Annotated in this window: 18 protein-coding genes; 7 read left to right on the plus strand and 11 right to left on the minus strand. The window is 46.4% G+C overall.

All coding sequences use genetic code 11. The annotated features are described in order from the left end of the window. Positions 1-29: 29 nt before the first annotated feature. From ACIFO6_RS05860 to ACIFO6_RS05875, 4 genes are all read right to left on the minus strand, one after another. Positions 30-1148: a hypothetical protein gene (locus tag ACIFO6_RS05860; protein ID WP_430038961.1), complete on the minus strand. Its 1119-nt coding sequence runs from the start codon at positions 1146-1148 to the stop codon at positions 30-32. 211 nt (positions 1149-1359) lie between these two features. Then, the gene (locus ACIFO6_RS05865) at positions 1360-2541 is read right to left on the minus strand and encodes an NAD(P)/FAD-dependent oxidoreductase (protein ID WP_430038963.1); all 1182 of its coding nucleotides are present in this window, start codon (positions 2539-2541) and stop codon (positions 1360-1362) included. A 27-nt stretch (positions 2542-2568) separates the two neighbouring features. Then, entirely contained in the window at positions 2569-3003 is a 435-nt protein-coding gene (locus tag ACIFO6_RS05870) for a DUF1641 domain-containing protein (RefSeq protein ID WP_430038965.1), read from the minus strand. A gap of 483 nt (positions 3004-3486) precedes the next feature. Continuing rightward, positions 3487-4305, minus strand: a complete 819-nt coding sequence (locus ACIFO6_RS05875) for an HNH endonuclease (RefSeq protein WP_430038967.1) — start codon at positions 4303-4305, stop codon at positions 3487-3489. A 261-nt stretch (positions 4306-4566) separates the two neighbouring features. On the opposite strand from ACIFO6_RS05875, the gene ACIFO6_RS05880 reads away from it, so the two are divergent. Continuing rightward, the gene (locus tag ACIFO6_RS05880; RefSeq protein ID WP_430038969.1) at positions 4567-6063 is read left to right on the plus strand and encodes an alpha-amylase; all 1497 of its coding nucleotides are present in this window, start codon (positions 4567-4569) and stop codon (positions 6061-6063) included. 64 nt (positions 6064-6127) lie between these two features. Here the strand turns inward: ACIFO6_RS05880 and gpmA are convergent, their stop codons facing one another. Next, positions 6128-6877, minus strand: a complete 750-nt coding sequence (gene gpmA / locus ACIFO6_RS05885) for a 2,3-diphosphoglycerate-dependent phosphoglycerate mutase (protein ID WP_430038971.1) — start codon at positions 6875-6877, stop codon at positions 6128-6130. A 339-nt stretch (positions 6878-7216) separates the two neighbouring features. On the opposite strand from gpmA, the gene ACIFO6_RS05890 reads away from it, so the two are divergent. Then, a complete protein-coding gene (locus tag ACIFO6_RS05890; protein ID WP_430038973.1) occupies positions 7217-7711 on the plus strand; it encodes a hypothetical protein in 495 nt (164 codons plus the stop codon). Positions 7712-7843: 132 nt separating this feature from the next. Here the strand turns inward: ACIFO6_RS05890 and ACIFO6_RS05895 are convergent, their stop codons facing one another. After that, entirely contained in the window at positions 7844-8095 is a 252-nt protein-coding gene (locus tag ACIFO6_RS05895) for a Spo0E family sporulation regulatory protein-aspartic acid phosphatase (RefSeq protein ID WP_430038975.1), read from the minus strand. 165 nt (positions 8096-8260) lie between these two features. On the opposite strand from ACIFO6_RS05895, the gene ACIFO6_RS05900 reads away from it, so the two are divergent. Then, positions 8261-8431, plus strand: a complete 171-nt coding sequence (locus tag ACIFO6_RS05900) for a hypothetical protein (protein WP_430038977.1) — start codon at positions 8261-8263, stop codon at positions 8429-8431. A gap of 23 nt (positions 8432-8454) precedes the next feature. On the opposite strand, the gene ACIFO6_RS05905 is transcribed toward ACIFO6_RS05900, so the two are convergent. From ACIFO6_RS05905 to ACIFO6_RS05920, 4 genes are all read right to left on the minus strand, one after another. Then, positions 8455-9195 carry a Bax inhibitor-1/YccA family protein gene (locus ACIFO6_RS05905; protein WP_430038979.1) on the minus strand — a complete coding sequence of 247 codons (741 nt, stop codon included), beginning with the start codon at positions 9193-9195 and terminating at the stop codon, positions 8455-8457. 151 nt (positions 9196-9346) lie between these two features. Further along, entirely contained in the window at positions 9347-9634 is a 288-nt protein-coding gene (locus ACIFO6_RS05910; protein ID WP_430038980.1) for a hypothetical protein, read from the minus strand. 236 nt (positions 9635-9870) lie between these two features. Beyond that, positions 9871-12165: a glycoside hydrolase family 2 protein gene (locus ACIFO6_RS05915; RefSeq protein ID WP_430038982.1), complete on the minus strand. Its 2295-nt coding sequence runs from the start codon at positions 12163-12165 to the stop codon at positions 9871-9873. 211 nt (positions 12166-12376) lie between these two features. After that, on the minus strand, positions 12377-13441 hold the full coding sequence (locus ACIFO6_RS05920; RefSeq protein WP_430038984.1) for a LacI family DNA-binding transcriptional regulator: 1065 nt from the start codon (positions 13439-13441) through the stop codon (positions 12377-12379). A 177-nt stretch (positions 13442-13618) separates the two neighbouring features. On the opposite strand from ACIFO6_RS05920, the gene pepT reads away from it, so the two are divergent. Both pepT and ACIFO6_RS05930 read left to right on the plus strand, forming a co-directional pair. Next, entirely contained in the window at positions 13619-14854 is a 1236-nt protein-coding gene (gene pepT, locus ACIFO6_RS05925; RefSeq protein WP_430038986.1) for a peptidase T, read from the plus strand. A 198-nt stretch (positions 14855-15052) separates the two neighbouring features. Further along, on the plus strand, positions 15053-15889 hold the full coding sequence (locus ACIFO6_RS05930; RefSeq protein ID WP_430038988.1) for a methyl-accepting chemotaxis protein: 837 nt from the start codon (positions 15053-15055) through the stop codon (positions 15887-15889). Between the two features lie 219 nt (positions 15890-16108). Here ACIFO6_RS05930 and ACIFO6_RS05935 read toward each other — a convergent pair whose 3' ends face one another. Beyond that, entirely contained in the window at positions 16109-16984 is an 876-nt protein-coding gene (locus ACIFO6_RS05935) for a DNA-binding protein (protein ID WP_430038990.1), read from the minus strand. A gap of 432 nt (positions 16985-17416) precedes the next feature. On the opposite strand from ACIFO6_RS05935, the gene hxlA reads away from it, so the two are divergent. Both hxlA and hxlB read left to right on the plus strand, forming a co-directional pair. Then, a complete protein-coding gene (hxlA, locus tag ACIFO6_RS05940) occupies positions 17417-18052 on the plus strand; it encodes a 3-hexulose-6-phosphate synthase (RefSeq protein ID WP_430038992.1) in 636 nt (211 codons plus the stop codon). A gap of 5 nt (positions 18053-18057) precedes the next feature. Next, on the plus strand, positions 18058-18615 hold the full coding sequence (gene hxlB / locus ACIFO6_RS05945; protein WP_430038994.1) for a 6-phospho-3-hexuloisomerase: 558 nt from the start codon (positions 18058-18060) through the stop codon (positions 18613-18615). The last annotated feature ends 133 nt before the right edge of the window (positions 18616-18748 follow it).

Below are 18748 nucleotides of genomic sequence, written 5' to 3' on the forward strand. Positions count from 1 at the left end.
GTAGTTACCATCCATTAAAGATGTGCTAATCATCTATTTTGGTTTTGAATCCAACTGGCCATCTTAGCGTCGGGATCATAGTACTTAATATAATAAGTAGGCCAAGCAATAGTTCCATACCACTTTTCCCCGTCCCACAATGAATATTCAGGATAGTTTCCCCAAGAATAGTAATAATCTGAGTTCACCTTGGAAACTAGTAAATTATAAAAATCCCCACTTATCGCTCCATAAATATTGTTCCCATCAAAGTTATTTTTCGCTATTGAAAAAACTCTTTTGAGGGACATCGAAGAAAAATCAGAATCATTAAAAAAAGTCATCATAACGACAATTTTCTCGGAGCCAACTATTAGATAGGAATCGGCAGAATTAGGGTCAATGTAGAATTTCATAGGTCTGATTTCTGCTCCTTCTGACCATGTTCCGTAAGAATATTCAAACCGATTACTGTTTCTAACATAGCCCTGCCAAACTTTCCGACCAGTCTGGTAAGAAAATCCTCCTTCAACTCCCCGTCCTTTTGTTGAGTCGAATCCGAAGTAGAACCATGGCTGCTCTCCATCTCCCAAGCGATGAACATAAGGTAGCCAAAAATTTCCAGTCACACCATCGAATCCGTCAAATTTTAATTGAACCCTTGAAAAAGTTCCCGTCGTCCCTCCACTCACTTGTGATGGAGTGGGATTATTTTTACTTGATATGGAAACATCATGATTGTTGCTTGATTCACTCAAAGAGTTTGTTTCCGTATAAGTAGCATCCGTAACACTATCTTCTTTCGATTCAACCTTATCCGCCATACCTACATAACCTTTTTCTGAGCTGTATACTTCTCCATCGAGCGTAAGATATATGTATTCCGATTTGTTAAGCTTCTCCAGATTTTGTTGTAGATCACTATTATTCTTACTCTTTAGTGATGTACTATCCGCTGTATTCAGCAGTTCAGCAATAGATGCTTTCGGATTAACAGCGATCTTGTGTTCTTGAAGCTCATGGACTATGGCCCGCTGTTTGAGATTTTCAAAAAATGAAGCATCGTACGTACTAGATTTCGATTCCGCATAGGCGAGGCTTCCCGAAAGTGAGGAGCACATGAGAATGGTTGCTAATCCCATGCCTAAAAACTTTTTTTTCCTAAACATACACAAACCTCCTAGTTATTTTTCAAAACTAGCATACCTCTACAAATGCGTATTTTCAACCATAATTTACAATTGATGCCTAAATAAAGAACATATCTTTTTACACATCATGACATATAGAAGGTTGAATTACATATCAAAAAAGATGCAACAAAAAAGAGAGCGCAGAACAGCGCTCTCTTCCAATCAAGCATATAAAATGTAAGGAATATTAATAGGCCAATGCAAAAAGTCCTTTGATGTGGGACAGGTAACGGATGTTACTGCCTTCCTTCATCAAAGTGGCTACAGCGCCTTTCAGTTGGGTGCCATTCGCACCAACCGTACCGATCGCGTCTGTTCTGCCCAAGCTGCCCAGTGTACCGGAGAATACGGGGTTAAAGTTTTCCATTTTCGCTCCGTTGAAGTAAGCAAAAATGTTATAACCAACGGTTTCGCCCATTTGCCAAGCCAACTGAGCAGTTGGAGGGTATGGACGCTCGCCTTCCCCAGGGAACACCACTGCGCTGTCACCAGCGAGGAAGATGTCTTCATGGGAAGTGGATTGCAGTGCACCGTTCACGGTTGCGCGGCCACGGTTCACTTCGATACCGGATGCGCCAACCAGTGCGTTGCCTTGTACGCCGCCTGTCCAGATCAGGGTGTTCGTTTGGATCGAACGTCCGTCTTTGAGCAGAACTTCGTCGGCTTTCATTTCCGTAATGGGAACACCAGCTACGATTTGAACGCCACGTTTTTCAAGGCTTGTTACTGCACGATCAACCAGTGCTTGAGGGAAGCCTGCCAAAATAGAGGGTCCAGCTTCTACGCAATACAGGTTAATATCTTCGTAGTTAATGCCTTTTTCACGACAAACCGCAGGTAGCTTGTCAGCATATTCGCCCACCAGCTCGACACCAGTCAGACCGCCACCACCGATAACGATTGTAGCGTCCGCTTGGTTGCCGGATTGCTTGTAAGCATCCAGACGAGCTTCTACGTGTGCGCGAATGCGGTTTGCTTCTGCCACTGATTTCAGCGTGAAGCTGTGTTCTTGCAGCCCCGGAATACCGAAGTAAGCCGTTTCGCTGCCCAGGGAAATAACGAGAGCATCATAGCTCAACGTAGCGCCACTGGCCAGAGTTACTTTTTTATCATCCGGTTTGATTTCCGAAACCGTATCCACTTTCAGGATAATTTCTTTGTTACGCAGCAGTTTCTCCAAAGGAAGCGCAACAGCTTTCTCGGCAATTGTACCTGCCGCCAAACGGTGCAGCTCCGTAATAATTTGGTGCGACGCAAAGCGGTTTACCACTGTAATGGTTGCTTGGCTAGCGTCCAGATGCTGGCGTGCTGTCAGTGCGGCCAGCAAGCCGCCGTATCCGCCGCCCAAGATCAAAATTTGCTTCGACATGTCCATCCTCCGTTCTTGATCAGGTAATTATTTGCTCTCGCGTTGGCGCTCATTCAGAATTTCCAGGAAAGCCTGGCTGAAACGCAGCGTTTTTTGTACATTTGGATCTTTAAGCATTTTGAGCAAGCCAAACAGACCTACGCTGCCAGTCTCTGTGGTTTGCACACGGTCATTCGCTTCGATAGCAGCAGAAGCCAAGCCTTTAGCCGAATCTGTAACAGGCTTCACAAACTCCCCCATGGAGCTTTTCATATCGCCGATAAATACAGGGTCAGTTGCCAAACTGCGGGCTACATCATAAGCGTCGGTCATCAAAGTAACCATCTCAGTCAACTTAGGCAGATTCTCAACCAGCACGGTCAGCGATTGCTGAACCTCCGGTTTCATCAATTGGTCCAATACATCCCGAGACTCTTTGGTAGCTTCTTGTGTTACGGCCACCTCTTGTTGGTTTTCAGACATGCGTGAACGTCCTCCTTTACTGTGAAAATAGAAGTCCATTCCTTTCTCGTAACCTGTATCCATAAACTCTAGCAATAAAACGTTCAATGAATTCACGCCCTCGGACATACAAGAAGCACAGCTAAAACCGGCCTATACCCAATGGGGCAAGACTGATTCATCGCAAACGCCAATTGTGAATGTTCAGACGGTATTCTGTTGTTACTGCTGCGGAATATTCCACGAAGCGCTTCTCCGTGACAACAACAGGCCGAAACGGAACCCTATGCCTCTATATTACACCTTTCACAACACAATCGTCGAAGAAATTTTAAATTTGCACAAAATTCTACAAAATTTTTATTGTTATTTTAGATAAAAAATAGAATAAAATTAGATTTTGTCCAATTTACCGCAAAAAAAGAGTCATTTCATAGCATGGAAGGCTAATAAAGGGAGTGAATTTCATGTCGCTATTAAATGAAAATCACTACAAAATATGTATCATAAGGAGTCCTCTGGAGCATCTGTATCCCCAGGAGATGGCAACGGCACACCAGATTGAATGAATTCATCGACATCACGGGCCGCCTTGAATTGATTGCATTCGTTGCAAGCACATACGCAATTGACAGGCGTCGTGTGTCCCCCTTTGGCACGGGGCAGCAAATGATCAATAGTATCGCCGTAACCCCCGCAGAAAAAGCAGGTATAGCGATCACGCTTGAGCACATATTGACGGAATTCCTTATTGCTGTAGAGTCTGCGGATGGTATACGGATTAACAACTACTGCCATGCGCTCTCTGACCAGGGTAACCGCCAAATCAAATTCAATCTCCTGATGCCAACGTCTCCCCTGATCGGTTTTGCCCCTTAGCCGAATCATACCGTTACGGTTGAGCCGCAGGGCCTTGGTATCCACAGGCTTCAGCCTGCTGAGCAAATGCCGAACCCGTTGTCGATGACGCTCGCGGGCTTTATCCGTGACTGGGACTGGCTTCCTGCGGGGCGGCTGAGGCTGCACATCAGGCTGTGTGGATGCCTCCATGCTTTGCACGACTGCCTCATCCCCATCGCCATGCGATGCCAGGCAAGCCGTGAGGGTCTGTGTGCCCTCGACGGAAGAAGGAGCGGACGCAGACGCGCGTTCTTGCGCCACTAACCCCCGGCAGGAACGGCAAGGACCACGCCGCGAATAAGGACCAGCCCGGCGACCGGTTCTGCGCTGAAATTCCGTTAAAGGCTTCAGTTCCTGACAATACATACATTTTTTCATCAGCGGTTCACCCGCTTCGTTCCTGATGGACTGCGATTCCGTCATGTCCGCCCCTCCTTTCCTCGTTGCTCACGTTTACTGAATACCTGAAACCCGAACTTTTGTTAGGTTAAATTCATTCTACCGTTTTCACGTCCCCTTTTCTAGCCACTCGAATATATACACCCTCAAGGTATAACAAATTTTAAGCATTGGGCATACGTTATACAGCGATCCCTGTTCTCCATTCGGCAGCTTATTGACCGCCTGACGTTTAGCCCCCCTTGCTTGGTGGGTAACTTGTTATATATGAAGGAGGGACGCATGATGAAAAGGAACCATACGATGATGCAGTTTTTCGAGTGGAACGTCGAGGCTGACGGCTCCCACTGGAAGAAACTTGCCCGCCTGGCACCGGAACTGAAGGCCAAAGGAATTGACGCGATATGGATTCCACCTGTCACCAAGGGTCAATCCCCCGAGGATACGGGATACGGCGTCTATGACCTTTACGATCTGGGTGAATTTGATCAAAAAGGTGCGGTACGCACCAAATACGGTACAAGGGAAGCTCTGCTGGAGGCTATTGCTGCCTGCGTGCGTCACGGTGTAGCCGTCTATGTCGATCTGGTCATGAACCATAAAGCTGGCGCGGATAAAACGGAAATATTCAAGGTCGTCGAGGTCAACCCGGATAACCGCAATGAGGTCATTTCCGAGCCGTTCGATATCGAAGGCTGGACTAAATTTACGTTCCCCGGTCGTCAGGGTCAGTATTCCACATTTCAGTGGAATTTTGAGCATTTTAACGGAACGGATTACGATGCAAGTCAGGACCGAACGGGAATTTATCGTATTTTAGGCAAAAATAAAAGCTGGAGCGAGCATGTAGATGATGAATTCGGCAATTATGATTATTTGATGTTCGCCAATATTGACTATAATCATCAGGAAGTGCGCAAGGAAATGATCCGCTGGGGCAAATGGCTGGTGGATACGCTGCAATGCAACGGATTCCGTCTGGATGCGATCAAGCATATCAACCATGAATTTGTACGGGAGTTCGCGACGGAAATGATCAAAAAGCGCGGACAGGACTTTTATATGGTAGGCGAGTTTTGGAAACCGGATCTGGAATCATGCCAAAAATTTCTGGACACCATTGATTATAAAATCGACCTGTTTGACGTATCCCTCCACTACAAGCTACATAGTGCTTCCTTGGGTGGAAGGGATTTTGATTTAAGCACCATTTTTGAGGATACGCTGGTCCAGACTCATCCACTGAACTCCGTTACTTTTGTCGATAATCATGATTCCCAGCCGCACGAAGCTCTGGAATCGTGGGTGGAGGACTGGTTTAAGCCCAGCGCCTACGCGCTGATCCTGCTGCGCAAGGACGGTTACCCCTGCGTATTCTATGGCGATTACTACGGCATTCAAGGGCAAACGCCCGTGAAAGGCAAGCAGGCCGCGCTCGACCCGCTCCTGTACGCCCGTTATCATAAAGCCTATGGTGAGCAAAAGGATTATTTGGATGATCCCCATACGATTGGATGGGTTCGTCAGGGCATGCCTGAACTGAAAGGCTCCGGCTGCGCCGTGGTGGTCACCAACGCAGACGAAGGGCAGAAGCGTATGTTTGTGGGAAAACACCGCGCAGGAGAGCAATGGACCGATCTGACGGGCCGTCACGACCATATCGTACAGATTGAACAGGATGGCTACGGCGTATTCCCGGTTCGTGCCGGAAGTGTATCGGTATGGGCGCTTCCCGGCGAGGACGACAGCCTGGAGAAAGCAGAAGACAACGTGGACGCTTAACTTATACCCAACCCAAAGAGGACAGGATGCGAGGATGCGCCCTGTCCTCTTTTTTTATCGAAAATCACTCCGTCACCTTGCTTTGGTTGGCCACAACCTGTTTTTTCGCCTCCACATGACTCGGATCACCAAGATAGAAGCGCCGAATGGGATCTATATGCTCGTCCAGCTCATATACCAGCGGAATGCCTGTCGGAATATTCAAATCCAGCAGTGCGGTTTCGTCCAAATTCTCCATGTACTTGATCAATGCACGCAGGGTGTTGCCATGCGCGGAAATAATGACCCGTTCCTTTTTTTGCACCAAGGGCACAATCCGCTGCTTCCAAAACTCACCGACCCGATGCACGGTATCCTCCAAACTTTCCCCAAGCGGCAACTCTTCCGGCTTAATGTTACGGTATCGTTCCTCCCTGTGAGGACTGCGTTCATCCTGTTCATCCAACATAGGAGGCCGCACCGTCAGGCTACGCCGCCAGATATGAACCTGCTCCTCACCGTATTGGACGGCGGAATCCAGCTTGCTCAGTCCCTGAAGAGCACCATAATGGCGTTCGTTCAGCTTCCACGACTTCTGTACGGGTATCCACAAATGATCCAGCTCGTCCAAAATGTGATACAGCGTACGAATGGATCGTTTTAGCACCGAAGCGAACGCCAGATCAAACGTATACCCGGCCTCCTTGAGAATACGACCCGCCTCCATGGCTTCATGGGTTCCCTGCTCGGTCAGGTCCACATCTGTCCAGCCTGTGAACAGGTTTCGACGGTTATATACGCTTTCTCCATGCCTCACCAGCACCACTTGATACATAGGCCCCACTCCTTTACTTACTGTCGTTATGTTTTACCTAACTTCTATGTATTTAACGTAAAATACAGTTTTTAAACAGGTTCTTTTACTACTCGCAAAAATAGGAGGCTTCTCCATAGCCTGGTCAGAACCCTTGCGCGGTTCAATTCCGCAACGTGCCTTTTATATGGAATGGGAATCCATTTTATTGTTTAATAATTACAATAAAAGACTTATAATGTAAATTAGTATAACTACCTGTAAAAAACTTTATTGATATGATACTCTAATAGTTTCTATACATACTGGTTTGATTGATAAAGCGTGCAGGAAAAAATCAAAGAAAGTGGGCTTATGAGTATGAAAAACATTAAAAAGGCTTCATTATTAACTGTTTTGTCTTTAGCTGTTGCCATTCCACTAACTGCTTCTGCCGCAGCCACTACGGAAGTTACACCAGCTACAACTGATTCAGCAGCAGTTTCCCAATCTGCAAACACATCAACAACAAGGGATCACGTCATTACTCCTCAATCCACACAGCCCGCGTTTGATACAACATTGGGCGGTCAACAATCAGAAGCGTCTTTCTCTATCCCTGCGGGAATGGGTTATGTTAAGTTATGGGTGAGGAATACAGGTACCGAAACGATTAAATTCGCCGTACACAAAGACTCATCTAGTGGTTCGGTTATGAGTGGAACTGAGGTAAGGATAACCCCGGGAGATACTTTTAGTTGGATTAGCAGTTCAGCTTGGCCTACTGGAAGATTCTATGCTACTTTTAACACAAGTAATACTAAAATGTCAGGTCAAGCTTATGGTAAATTAGCTTCGACAAGAAGTGAGCTGTAATTTAAAAATGCAAGTGTTGTAAACTGATTTAGTATTGAAATGTATGCCCCTGCTGCATAGTTTAATGTTATGTAGTAAGGGGCATTTTTATTTTTTTCTCAAATAATTCATTTTATAGCATGATTATGAGCGTTATGTGGGATTGGGAAGAGGAGTATTTTTGCATACAAAGGATGAGGTTTCTGAGGTTTCTGACTGAACATTGTGGTGATGTAGCTTCTTAGTCTGATACATATGATTGTACTGGTTAATTAGCTCGTCCAAAATCATAGCCTGCTCAAGTACGCAAGCATGTCCAAAACCATACTGTTCATAAAGATCATGCAATCGTTGTCTGGAACTTTCCAGCTGTTGATTTAACGTTAAATTTTCATCTATGTTCATGTTCATTCCCCCTGATAAATCTCATTTTAGCAGGTAATGAACAAATACATTATAATCATTTTTTAGCCAAAACAACAAAATAAACAAAAAAAGCTAGCCTAAGGGCTGGACAAGATAATAATTCTTATGGATTCGATCCTCATAGCAATTATGGAGGCGTTAGTGATGGAGAATCATTTGAATACAGAGGAAGAAATCTATTTATTGTCTGAACACGTGTATCCTGTTCCTTTCAATCACGGTGTTAACGGGTTACAGCAAAGGCCACTTGCATCAGCAGGTGACCCTCAGCCTGTCCTCAATTCCTTATCCTGCACCTATCTGTATATGAAGTGAACCTATCCATGAACCGCAGGCGCTTAGTCCTTTTTGCTGAATTTGGACAACAGCTCCAAAATCCGCACATACAGCCACACTAAAGTCACCAGCAATGCAAACGCACCATACCACTCCATATATTTCGGTGCGCCTTGATCCGCTTGCTCCTCGATGAAATTAAAATCCAGTAGCAGATTCAAAGCCGCTATCACAACGATAAACAGACTGATACCGATACCAAGCCAGCCTGTCTCATGAATATACGGAACATTCATCCCGAAAAAGTTCAAAACGAAGTCGACCAGCGTCACCAGAACAATCGCCAACGTACATAAGACAACGAAGGAGATAAAGCCCCGGGTAACCTTAATGATTCGCTGTGTATACATAAAGAGCATCAAAAACAAAATACCCACCGTCAGCAAAATCGCATTCGCCACGATGCCGGGATAGTCATATTCCATGAAAGCTGAAATTCCGCCTAATGCTAAACCGCTCAGAATTGCATACACAGGCGATAGAAACGGGGCCGATTTTGGAAAAAAGGAAATAGCCACCGCTACGCCGACCATGCCAAGTGAGCCTGCGGTGATCAAGGATAATACCTCTACTGTACCTTGGTAGGTCATATACCAGGTGATACTGCCCGCAATAATCAGCAGAACCAGCAGGAGCAGCGTTTTGTTAATCGTGCCCCCGATGGTCATGCGTTGTTCGCTTGCTTCTCTTTCATCTTCACGCACGAAGATGTCATCACGTAAAACCGGATTGCTAAAGCTCATAAAGGACATACTCCTTTTCGATGTGTTATTTGCTATGCCATATGTATATATCGGCACAACCTAAAAAAAATTTCAGAAAATTTTCAAAACAAAAAAGAACCTGACCTTACCTTGCGGTAAAGTCAGGGATAGAGGGTCAGGTCATGCCGGATTAAAGATCAGCCGTCGCAATCTGGATCGTACCAAATGTGCCTCCGGCTGCGGTAGTCAACAGACCTGCTACCAGCAATAAGGCAACTTCCAGGGTAAGGCTAGTGAATGCAGGGATAATATACGTGATTACAGGTGCGTTGACACGAGTAACGACAAGATTGATCGGAGCCAGACCGTTATTATTAACGGTAATTGCAGCATTCGCGCCACCGCGTAAATTTTCATAATACGATTTACCGATACTAGCCGCAATAGTGAAGTTTTGTTGAGGTAATAGAATCGCCATAGGATTCACCTCCCTTGTGATTGATAGTGTATTCTATGCTTCCAATCTATCAACGCAACGTCAACTGACTCAGCAATAATACACAAATTAACAGACTCATAGATTAGAGTCCCTATACACAGGCCAAAAAAGGGTTGCCTTCTCAGATCCTTTGCAGAACCTGATCGACAACCCCTTCTTAAATAAACGAAGAAATAACCTGCATCATATATTGTTAAATGTTGTTCATTTTAACTTTACTGCACATGAATACTCACTTCCTGCGGACTAAAACGAGATGGCGCGGAAACCTTCACGCCGATATTGCCAGCCTCACCCTTCGTACGAATCCAGAACGCAATACGCCCACCAATTAGCGATAGGCTGGACGGACCGATTAATTCACCCGCTCCCTCGACCTCCACCGAAACTGGATCAGCATAGAACGGCAAGACGTTGCCGTATTCGTCCAAAGCGTCCACCACAACTCGCGTGACATCCCAATCTCCCGCCTCCAGCACTGTATCGTCGGCAGCTACACGCAGCTCCGTGGGTACGGGATTACGGGAATAGCGTCTGCGAACGACCTCTTGACCGTCCACGTACCCGATGAACACAGCATCTTCCCACTTCATACCCCAGTGGCCTGTCAGTTCGTCGATAACGACTGGAGGATGTGGAAGCGCCGGATACTTTTCCTGGTTCGGACGATAGACGCCCTTGCGCTCGTCACCATAAATGAATTCCACCTCATCACAATTGGTGAACACAACCAGCGGCACAACGCCCCCGATGTTCCGTTCACCACGTGACCAATAAGTGACTGGCTCCAGAATGATTTCCTGCTCGACCCGCTTCTGACTGCGATACACGTTCGCTGCGAATTTGGGCAAGCGGAACATATCCATGACACCGTGGTAGCAGATTTTATCGCCAGAGCCAAAATCCGCATGCGTATTGTAGTCAAAAGCGCACCAGCCAATCGCCCCGGCAATGCCTTTATCGGCATAGGAAGCGTTCTGGACCCGCGTATGGCGCAGCGCATGCTCCATCACCCGTTCCTCCTGATCAAAGCGCTTGGTCGGGTACATATGCCCGTTATATTCCGTCACCAGATAAGGGACCGGATGATCCAGCTTGGTGACGATGGACGGCTCGCGCAGACCTGTCGTTTCGCCATCTACACCTTCTGTATCGTCATACGTATCGAAATTGCGGATTTCCTTCACTAAATATTTTTGATGCCCACCGTCATGAACAAAATCGTTCATCGTATACACATCTTCCAGCAATTCGCTGCCTACAATATAGCGCACGCCACCAGTCGCACGAGTCGGATCAAGCTTGCGTGCAAGCTCATTGGTACGTGCGTACAGCTCATGATCATCCTGCGATTCATTAATCCGCACGCCCCAGATCACAATAGACGGATGATTACGGTCACGGATAATCATATCCTCCACGTCCCTGACCGCCTGCTCCTTCCACGCTTCGCCGCCAATATGCTGCCAACCCGGAATTTCCTCAAAAACGAGCAATCCAATCTCATCGCAACGGTCCAGAAAATGACGGGACTGCGGATAATGTGATGTCCGCACCATATTCAAGCCCAATTCCTCTTTGAGTACATCCGCATCACGGCGCTGCGCTCTTTTGGGCATCGCATACCCGACGTACGGGTAGGACTGGTGGCGATTCAAGCCCAGCAGCTTGAGCTTCCGCCCGTTCAGGTAAAACCCGTCAGGCTGGAATTCGGCTTCACGGAAGCCAAAACGCACAGTCAGAAGATCCAGCTCAGCCCCGTTTCGCAGCAACGTTAGTTCTGCTTCATACAGCTTGGGATCATCTAGATCCCATAGCTGCAAGCCGTTCAGTTCTTTCAGCTCCAGCGTCACTTCCGCCGCCGTCACTGCTGTCGGCCCGGTCTCCGCCTTCACGTTCGCTCCGTCCAGCAGTCGCAGGGCGACTGTCAAATCGTTCTCCTGATCGCCAATCCCCTCCAGCTCCACAACCACGCGCACCGCCTTGCTTGCCGCAAGCGGCTCCGGTGTCTGCACGAATACCGTGCCAAGATGCACAGGCTCGACAACTCGCAGCTGCACTTCGCGGTAAATACCACCGTAGGTCAGATAGTCAATGACTGCCCCAAAAGGAGGGATGTCGTCCCGCTCCGTGGAATCGACGATGACCGTTAGCACGTTGGAGCCACCGTATTCGGCAAGTCCGGTCAATTCAATACTAAACGGCGTGTAGCCACCTTTATGCTCCCCCGCTTTTACCCCGTTCAGATATACCTGCGCGTAAGTCATGACCCCTTCAAAATCGACGTACACCCGTTTCCCCTTGGCATCCGCCGGTATGTCCAACTCCCTTTTATACGTGGAAACAAACTGAAACGCCTTGTCGTCAAAATAGTTATACGGCAGCTCTACATTGGTGTGTGGCAGCAGAATGGGCTCATACCGACTCGCATCAATTCCTGTGTTTATTTCGCTCTCAACATATTCAGGACGGTAAAACCACTGGTCATTCAACGGCAAAATGGTACGCATAAGAAGTCACCTCAACCTTTTATTTTTCAATCTGATACCATAGTAAAATATTTAAGTAAAAATAACGAGTAAAACTTAGTAAAATAAATATATTTTTAATGTAAGCATTTACAAAGCATTTGTCAATTCCGTTTTTTCATCTGTCCATACAAAAAAACAGCCCCGTCATCCGGAGCTGTAAAGATCATGAAATACACAATGGAGTACATTTCTATATCGAGTCGGTAAACGGCGGTCCACTGCTGTTACGAATCATCAGCTCGGTCGGAATGGTGACCTTGCGACCGACCTCATTCGGACCGTTGCGCACCGTATGCAGCAAGAGCTGAACGCCCGTTTCTCCCATCAATTCAGTATACGTCTTGACCGTCGTTAGCGACGGTGTCAAATATTCCGCTGTCGGAATATCATTGAAGCCGACGATTGAAATACGTTCAGGGACGGCGATTTGATGCTGCTCCAGCGCCTTTAACACGCCAATCGCCACCGAATCGCTCGCAACAAAGAAGGCTGTAGGCAGATTCTCTGGCCCTGCCAGAATGGCCGCTTCCATCGCACGAAAGCCGTCTGCCGCCGTCCCGCCGCACACATGAACATCATTCGATGAGCATAGCGCATGTTGCCTTTTATACCGTAAAAAGGTCTCATAGCGGGCATCCAGCTCCTTCTGGTCGGAATCATGGGCCTGCTCATCCTTACCCATGCCCACATAACCGATGTGACGATGGCCAGCGTCCAGCAAATAATCCAGCGCTTCCGCCGTAGCACGAGCGAGGTCAATGACGACATAATCCGCACCTGTACGCTCTACTGGGTGATCCAGAAAAACACAAGGAACAGGCAGCTCCAGCATACGTTCCACTTCCTTGCTGCTAAAGTGCCCGAGCACGATCAGCCCGTGCAACCCTTCGGACAGTGTCTTTAGTGCGGACAGGTCTTCCCCTCGAAAAATGCGCTCCAGATGCGCCCCGCTTTGGCGGCATTCTTTTTCCACCCCAAACCGGATGGACAAATAATACGGGTCCTCCAGTTCTTCATACGCGCTAAACCAACGCACCATACCGACCCTTATCGGCCCCTCGGCCTTTTTACGAGACTGACGCCCGATACCTCCATTTTTACGTTTAACAGTCGTATATTTCATCCGTTCGGCAACCTCAAAAATTTTACGCCGCGTTTCCTCTGACACTGACAGTGTTTCATCATAATTCAATACCCGAGAGACTGTTGATATGGAAACTTCCGCCTCCTGAGCAATATCTTTTAACGTAGGCATTGCATACTCCTTTGATGGTTTTACTCCATTTTTACGTTCTTTTACTGTTATCTTACTCGTCGTTTCTGTACAACACAAGCTGTCATTTTAGAAGGTTAAGCCAAATTTTTTATATAACAAGTCCAATCATGATAAAATATGGTTTATATCAGAAATGACACCAAGGAGGATATACGTATGAAACAGGAACTGATTGAACGCCTGACCACTTATGTTCAGATAGATACCCAAGCCGATGAAAGCAGCAATACTTGCCCGACTACACCCGGACAGCTCACACTGGGCAACCTGCTGGTCGACGAACTGAAAGCCATTGGTATGACAAACGTAACCATGGATGACAACGGTTATGTCATGGCGACTCTTCCTTCCAATACGGATAAAGAAGTTCCGGTTATCGGATTTTTGGCCCATCTCGACACCGCTACCGAAATGACCGGCGCAGGGGTAAAGCCCCAACTGACGGAAAATTATGATGGGGGCGATATTACGCTGAATGCATCGCTGGGTGTGAACCTTTCTCCGCGCGAGTTCCCCGAGCTGCCCCAATATAAAGGTCATATCCTGATCACAACGGACGGTACTACATTGCTTGGTGCAGATAACAAAGCCGGGATTGCAGAAATTATGACAGCCATACATTATCTGCTGGATCACCCGGAGATCCCGCACGGCAAGATTCGCGTCGCATTTACACCGGACGAGGAGATTGGAAGAGGACCGGAACGGTTTGATGTAGCTGCTTTTGGTGCTGAATATGCGTACACAGTCGATGGCGGGCCGCTCGGAGAACTGGAATACGAAAGCTTCAACGCCGCAGCCGCCCATATTACCATTCACGGTGTCAATGTCCATCCCGGTACAGCCAAAAACAAAATGATTAACGCCGTCAAAATTGCTATGGAGCTGAACGGACGATTGCCTGCGAATGAAGCTCCGGAATACACAGACGGATACGATGGCTTTTATCATTTGCTGGAATTTGAGGGTACGGTAGAACAAGCCAAACTGTACTACATCATCCGTGATTTTGATCGTGAGAGCTTTGAAAACCGGAAGGCTTACTTAACGAACGTGGTGAAAGGGCTGCAAGCCGCATATGGAGAAAATCGTATCGTTCTGGAGCTGAGAGATCAGTATTACAACATGAAGGAGAAAATCGAGCCCGTCAAGCACATCGTGGATGTTGCCCATGAAGCGATGACAAAGCTGGGAATTGATCCGATCATCAAGCCGATTCGCGGCGGTACAGATGGTTCACAGCTGTCCTATATGGGACTGCCTACACCGAATATTTTTACAGGTGGGGAGAACTACCACGGCAAATTCGAGTATGTGTCTGTGGACAACATGGTGCTTGCAACCAAGGTCATTGTCGAAATCGTACAATTGTTCGAACAGCGCGGCAAGTGAAACGATTGCAAGAAGCTTTTGCATCATCATAAAACGAAAGGGCACATCATTTCTTTGCTGGAAACGGTGTACCTTTTTCTGAAATTCTCATAACTCATTAAAATTTTCAATGCTATTATTACTTTTATCACTCTAAAGACCGATAATGGGTACAAAGCTATAAAAAGTATATTTAGTAAATAAAGGTAGGTAATCTATTTGAATACAGTAGATGCATTAATTGCATCCATCCCCTACATACAACAGATTATGCGTGAGAAGGTAACCCTTTGCCTCTTAGACCGTACTCATGTTCTGGCTTATAGCGAGTCGGAGGGGATGGAGCTCGGCTTTGAAACTGGCTCAGAGCTGCTCGAGGGCTACAAACATTTTGCGATGCTTAAAAATGGGCGTGAGCCCAACCTGACCCACGTTCCTGCTGAACTGCTGGGGTATCCTCTTGATATGGTCAGTATTCCTGTGTTTGACGAAAATGGCGAGGTCGTTGCAGCATTTGCTGCTTCCTATAATTTGACTAACAAGAATCAGTTGGATCAAATCGTCACTGAGAACCTTTCCATCACCGAGCATCTCATTGACATGGTTCAGCATGTAGCAGCGCATTCCGAGGAGCTACAGGCTACCAGTGAGCAGATTTTGAAGAACACCCAAATTGCCGTACAAAACTCGGGTAAAATCAATCAGGTCGCTGTATTCATCAAAGAAATCTCCGACCAAACCAACCTGCTGGGATTAAATGCTGCCATTGAAGCGGCACGTGTCGGAGAAGCAGGAGCAGGCTTTGGTATCGTCGCTCAAGAAGTCCGCAAGCTCTCGGTAGAATCCAAAAAAGCGACGGTTGACATTGAAGCGGCTCTCAAGGATGTACAAAACTCCGTTCGTCAGATGGAAGAGGAAATTAAGCAAATTGTTGCTTCTTCACAGGAGCAAGCGACTCTCGTAAACTCTTTTACCGAAATAATGGAGCGTATGCAACAGGCGAGTGAAACGATGCAGCATCTGGCGAAGAACTTGACTTCCTATATTGTAAAATAACATAGTTTACACATGAGAAATTTGCAAAATCCTGACATAAAAAAGGGAGCGACTTATCGCATCATTTCACATGCGTTAAAGTACGCTCCTTTTATTTACAAAATCCCTGCCGGGAATTATCAATCCAATCAAGTTTAAACAGTAGCAGAGAACACCCCATGATTGGCAGGATTCACGGGGTCTAGCTCACCCAGTACAGTTCCCGCCGGAATCACAGTACTAAGAAACACCAAGACCATAGTTACCGAGATTAAAGCCTTTTTCATTATGAAGCCCCCTTAATAAAATGGTTTGATATAGCTCTTGTTGTGGCGATGTTGCCAAATCTCGATAAACCTCAAACAAAGCGACCAGTGTCCTGAAATCGGCATCTGCTTCTACACTAACAGAGAATTGCAGAGAAGCAAGGACATAATCTAACGCAACCGTGTACTGCTCCTGCTTGAAATAATAAATGGCTAATTGGTTAACCAGCTTTACATAATATACGCGGTTTCCTCTATCTTCATAACCTTCAAATATCTCAATATCTTGGGCAAAATCATTCAGCAGATCGTCAATATTCCAATTATTCAAATTAGCTGCTTCGGCAATTCCGACCAATCCTGGAAGCAGTTCCTCATCATTGGCGTGAAGAAATTGAACATATTCGGGCAGAAGCTCCCGTTTTCCCGAAAGCAATTCAATCGTGTACAGGTTGGCTTTGGCGAGAAGACGAAATCTTTCTACTTCCTCATGGCCGCTCTCATCCAGCCCCATAAACCAACCCATTTCGCCATACTTCATAATATACTCTCTGGCTTCTTGATACTTACCCTTATTCTGAAAATAAATAGATTTAGCCAAATAACTGTATGCATAATAAAATACCAATGGATGTTTGGTATTCAATGTCTCGTGCTTGCCGTCCGCAGCATTTCTCAGTTGGATGTGATACAGGCTTTCAGCCAAAGCATGCAGATAGTCTGCAACCTTGCTCGCTTCATCCCAATCATTGTGTGTGTAGCTGATTCTAAACAACTCACAAGCCTTATCGAGTTCGTGGCTGTCCGACAACAAATAAATAGCTTCCCTTTGATTCAGGACCTCTTCCACTAAAACCCGCCTCCCTATCCTGAAAATGACTTTTACCCATGTATTCTCATCAGGAGCATCCGCTTTGTCATTCCTCTAGCATACCAGTATATTACAAATATAGACAAAAGCTAACTTGAAGTCAATTCAAACATAGATATGCAGTTTCTTTTGCAACCTAACATTATCGTGTATGGTTTATAGCCGATGAATAAATGACTCATGCTATAGAAATAATCCATAACAAAGATGTGAATCAGGCCCTCCAAAGGCGGCCAAAAAGAAGTCATAGTATCGTCAGGGTAACTACGTTACGAAATAGTGCGTACTTTTCAATCGGATACCGGGGGGTTACAATCAAACCTGTGCATGAAACCAAAGTATTCACAGCACTCAACAGAACATGTACCTGTTCATCCAATACAAATTCACTAAAGGAGTGAAGTTAATAACATGGAACTTCAATTGGCTTTAGACTTAGTAGATATCCCGCAAGGCATTGCATTGGTAAAAGAAGTAGAATCGTATATTGACATCGTAGAAATCGGTACGCCGATTGTCATTAATGAGGGACTTCATGCGGTAAAAGCAATGAAAGAAGCATTCCCGAATCTGAAAGTGCTGGCTGACCTGAAAGTTATGGATGCAGGCGGTTACGAAGTGATGAAAGCTTCCGAAGCTGGCGCAGATATCGTTACGATTCTGGCTGTAGCTGAAGATGCAACGATCAAAGGTGCGGTAGAAGAAGCGAAAAAACAAGGCGGCAAAAGAATCCTGGTGGACATGATCGGTGTTAAAAACCTGGAGCAACGTGCGACAGAAATCGACGCTCTCGGCGTAGACTACATCTGCGTGCATACAGGCTACGATCTGCAAGCTGAAGGACAAAGCCCGTTCGAAGCGCTGCAAACGGTTAAAAAAGTCGTGAAAAACTCCAAAACAGCGGTTGCTGGCGGCATTAAGCTGAGCACACTGGCTGAGGTCGTTAAGGCTCAACCGGATCTGGTTATTGTGGGCGGCGGAATCACTGGCGAGGACGACAAAAAAGCCGTTGCTTCCCAAATGCAGCAGCTCATTAAACAAGGTTAATTTCAATGGAAACCTCTCAATATTTATCCGAGGTGATCAAGGAGCTGCAAGGGGTTCCACAGCTCATCAGTGATGAGGAATCAGAGCAACTGATCCAGTCCATTGCCTCAGCGAATAAGGTGTTCGTGGCAGGCGCAGGCCGTTCCGGGTTCATGATCCGTTCGCTGGCGATGCGGCTAATGCATATGGGTGTTCAGGCTTATGTAGTCGGGGAAACGGTAACTCCCGGCTTGGGCGAAGGCGACTTGTTGATTATCGGTTCAGGCTCTGGTGAAACCAAAAGTCTGACCTCGATGGCAGAAAAGGCGAAAAAGCTGGGGGCTTCTCTGGCACTTCTGACCACTTCCCCTGGATCGACCATTGGCAAGCTGGCTGATATGATCGTCAAGCTTCCAGGCGCACCCAAGGACCCATCCAACAAGGATTATCAAACCATTCAGCCCATGGGTTCACTATTTGAGCAAACCTTGCTGCTGTATGGCGATGCATTGGTGCTCAGAACGATGGAGCTACGCAGACTGACCTCTGAATCTATGTTTGGTCAACACGCCAATCTGGAGTAAGTTTTATTACTTTTTGATATTTTGAATTTGCAATACACAAAAACTAAAAAATTAAAAAGTACAGCTGATCCAAATTTCTTTTCGGATCAGCTGTACTTTTACCCATTATATAGACCATGGACCTTCTGCAAGA

The organism is Paenibacillus sp. NRS-1781 (genome assembly GCF_050467745.1).
GTDB classification, from domain to species: Bacteria; Bacillota; Bacilli; order Paenibacillales; family Paenibacillaceae; genus Paenibacillus; species Paenibacillus terrae_A.

What these genes read in the sequence shown, in the direction of transcription:
- ACIFO6_RS05860 (WP_430038961.1), bottom strand. Translation starts at nt 1,148, where the DNA reads ATGTTTAGGAAAAAAAAGTTTTTAGGCATGGGATTAGCAACCATTCTC.
- ACIFO6_RS05865 (WP_430038963.1), bottom strand. Translation starts at nt 2,541, where the DNA reads ATGTCGAAGCAAATTTTGATCTTGGGCGGCGGATACGGCGGCTTGCTG.
- ACIFO6_RS05870 (WP_430038965.1), bottom strand. Translation starts at nt 3,003, where the DNA reads ATGTCTGAAAACCAACAAGAGGTGGCCGTAACACAAGAAGCTACCAAA.
- ACIFO6_RS05875 (WP_430038967.1), bottom strand. Translation starts at nt 4,305, where the DNA reads ATGACGGAATCGCAGTCCATCAGGAACGAAGCGGGTGAACCGCTGATG.
- ACIFO6_RS05880 (WP_430038969.1), top strand. Translation starts at nt 4,567, where the DNA reads ATGAAAAGGAACCATACGATGATGCAGTTTTTCGAGTGGAACGTCGAG.
- gpmA (WP_430038971.1), bottom strand. Translation starts at nt 6,877, where the DNA reads ATGTATCAAGTGGTGCTGGTGAGGCATGGAGAAAGCGTATATAACCGT.
- ACIFO6_RS05890 (WP_430038973.1), top strand. Translation starts at nt 7,217, where the DNA reads ATGAAAAACATTAAAAAGGCTTCATTATTAACTGTTTTGTCTTTAGCT.
- ACIFO6_RS05895 (WP_430038975.1), bottom strand. Translation starts at nt 8,095, where the DNA reads ATGAACATAGATGAAAATTTAACGTTAAATCAACAGCTGGAAAGTTCC.
- ACIFO6_RS05900 (WP_430038977.1), top strand. Translation starts at nt 8,261, where the DNA reads ATGGAGAATCATTTGAATACAGAGGAAGAAATCTATTTATTGTCTGAA.
- ACIFO6_RS05905 (WP_430038979.1), bottom strand. Translation starts at nt 9,195, where the DNA reads ATGAGCTTTAGCAATCCGGTTTTACGTGATGACATCTTCGTGCGTGAA.
- ACIFO6_RS05910 (WP_430038980.1), bottom strand. Translation starts at nt 9,634, where the DNA reads ATGGCGATTCTATTACCTCAACAAAACTTCACTATTGCGGCTAGTATC.
- ACIFO6_RS05915 (WP_430038982.1), bottom strand. Translation starts at nt 12,165, where the DNA reads ATGCGTACCATTTTGCCGTTGAATGACCAGTGGTTTTACCGTCCTGAA.
- ACIFO6_RS05920 (WP_430038984.1), bottom strand. Translation starts at nt 13,441, where the DNA reads ATGCCTACGTTAAAAGATATTGCTCAGGAGGCGGAAGTTTCCATATCA.
- pepT (WP_430038986.1), top strand. Translation starts at nt 13,619, where the DNA reads ATGAAACAGGAACTGATTGAACGCCTGACCACTTATGTTCAGATAGAT.
- hxlA (WP_430038992.1), top strand. Translation starts at nt 17,417, where the DNA reads ATGGAACTTCAATTGGCTTTAGACTTAGTAGATATCCCGCAAGGCATT.
- hxlB (WP_430038994.1), top strand. Translation starts at nt 18,058, where the DNA reads ATGGAAACCTCTCAATATTTATCCGAGGTGATCAAGGAGCTGCAAGGG.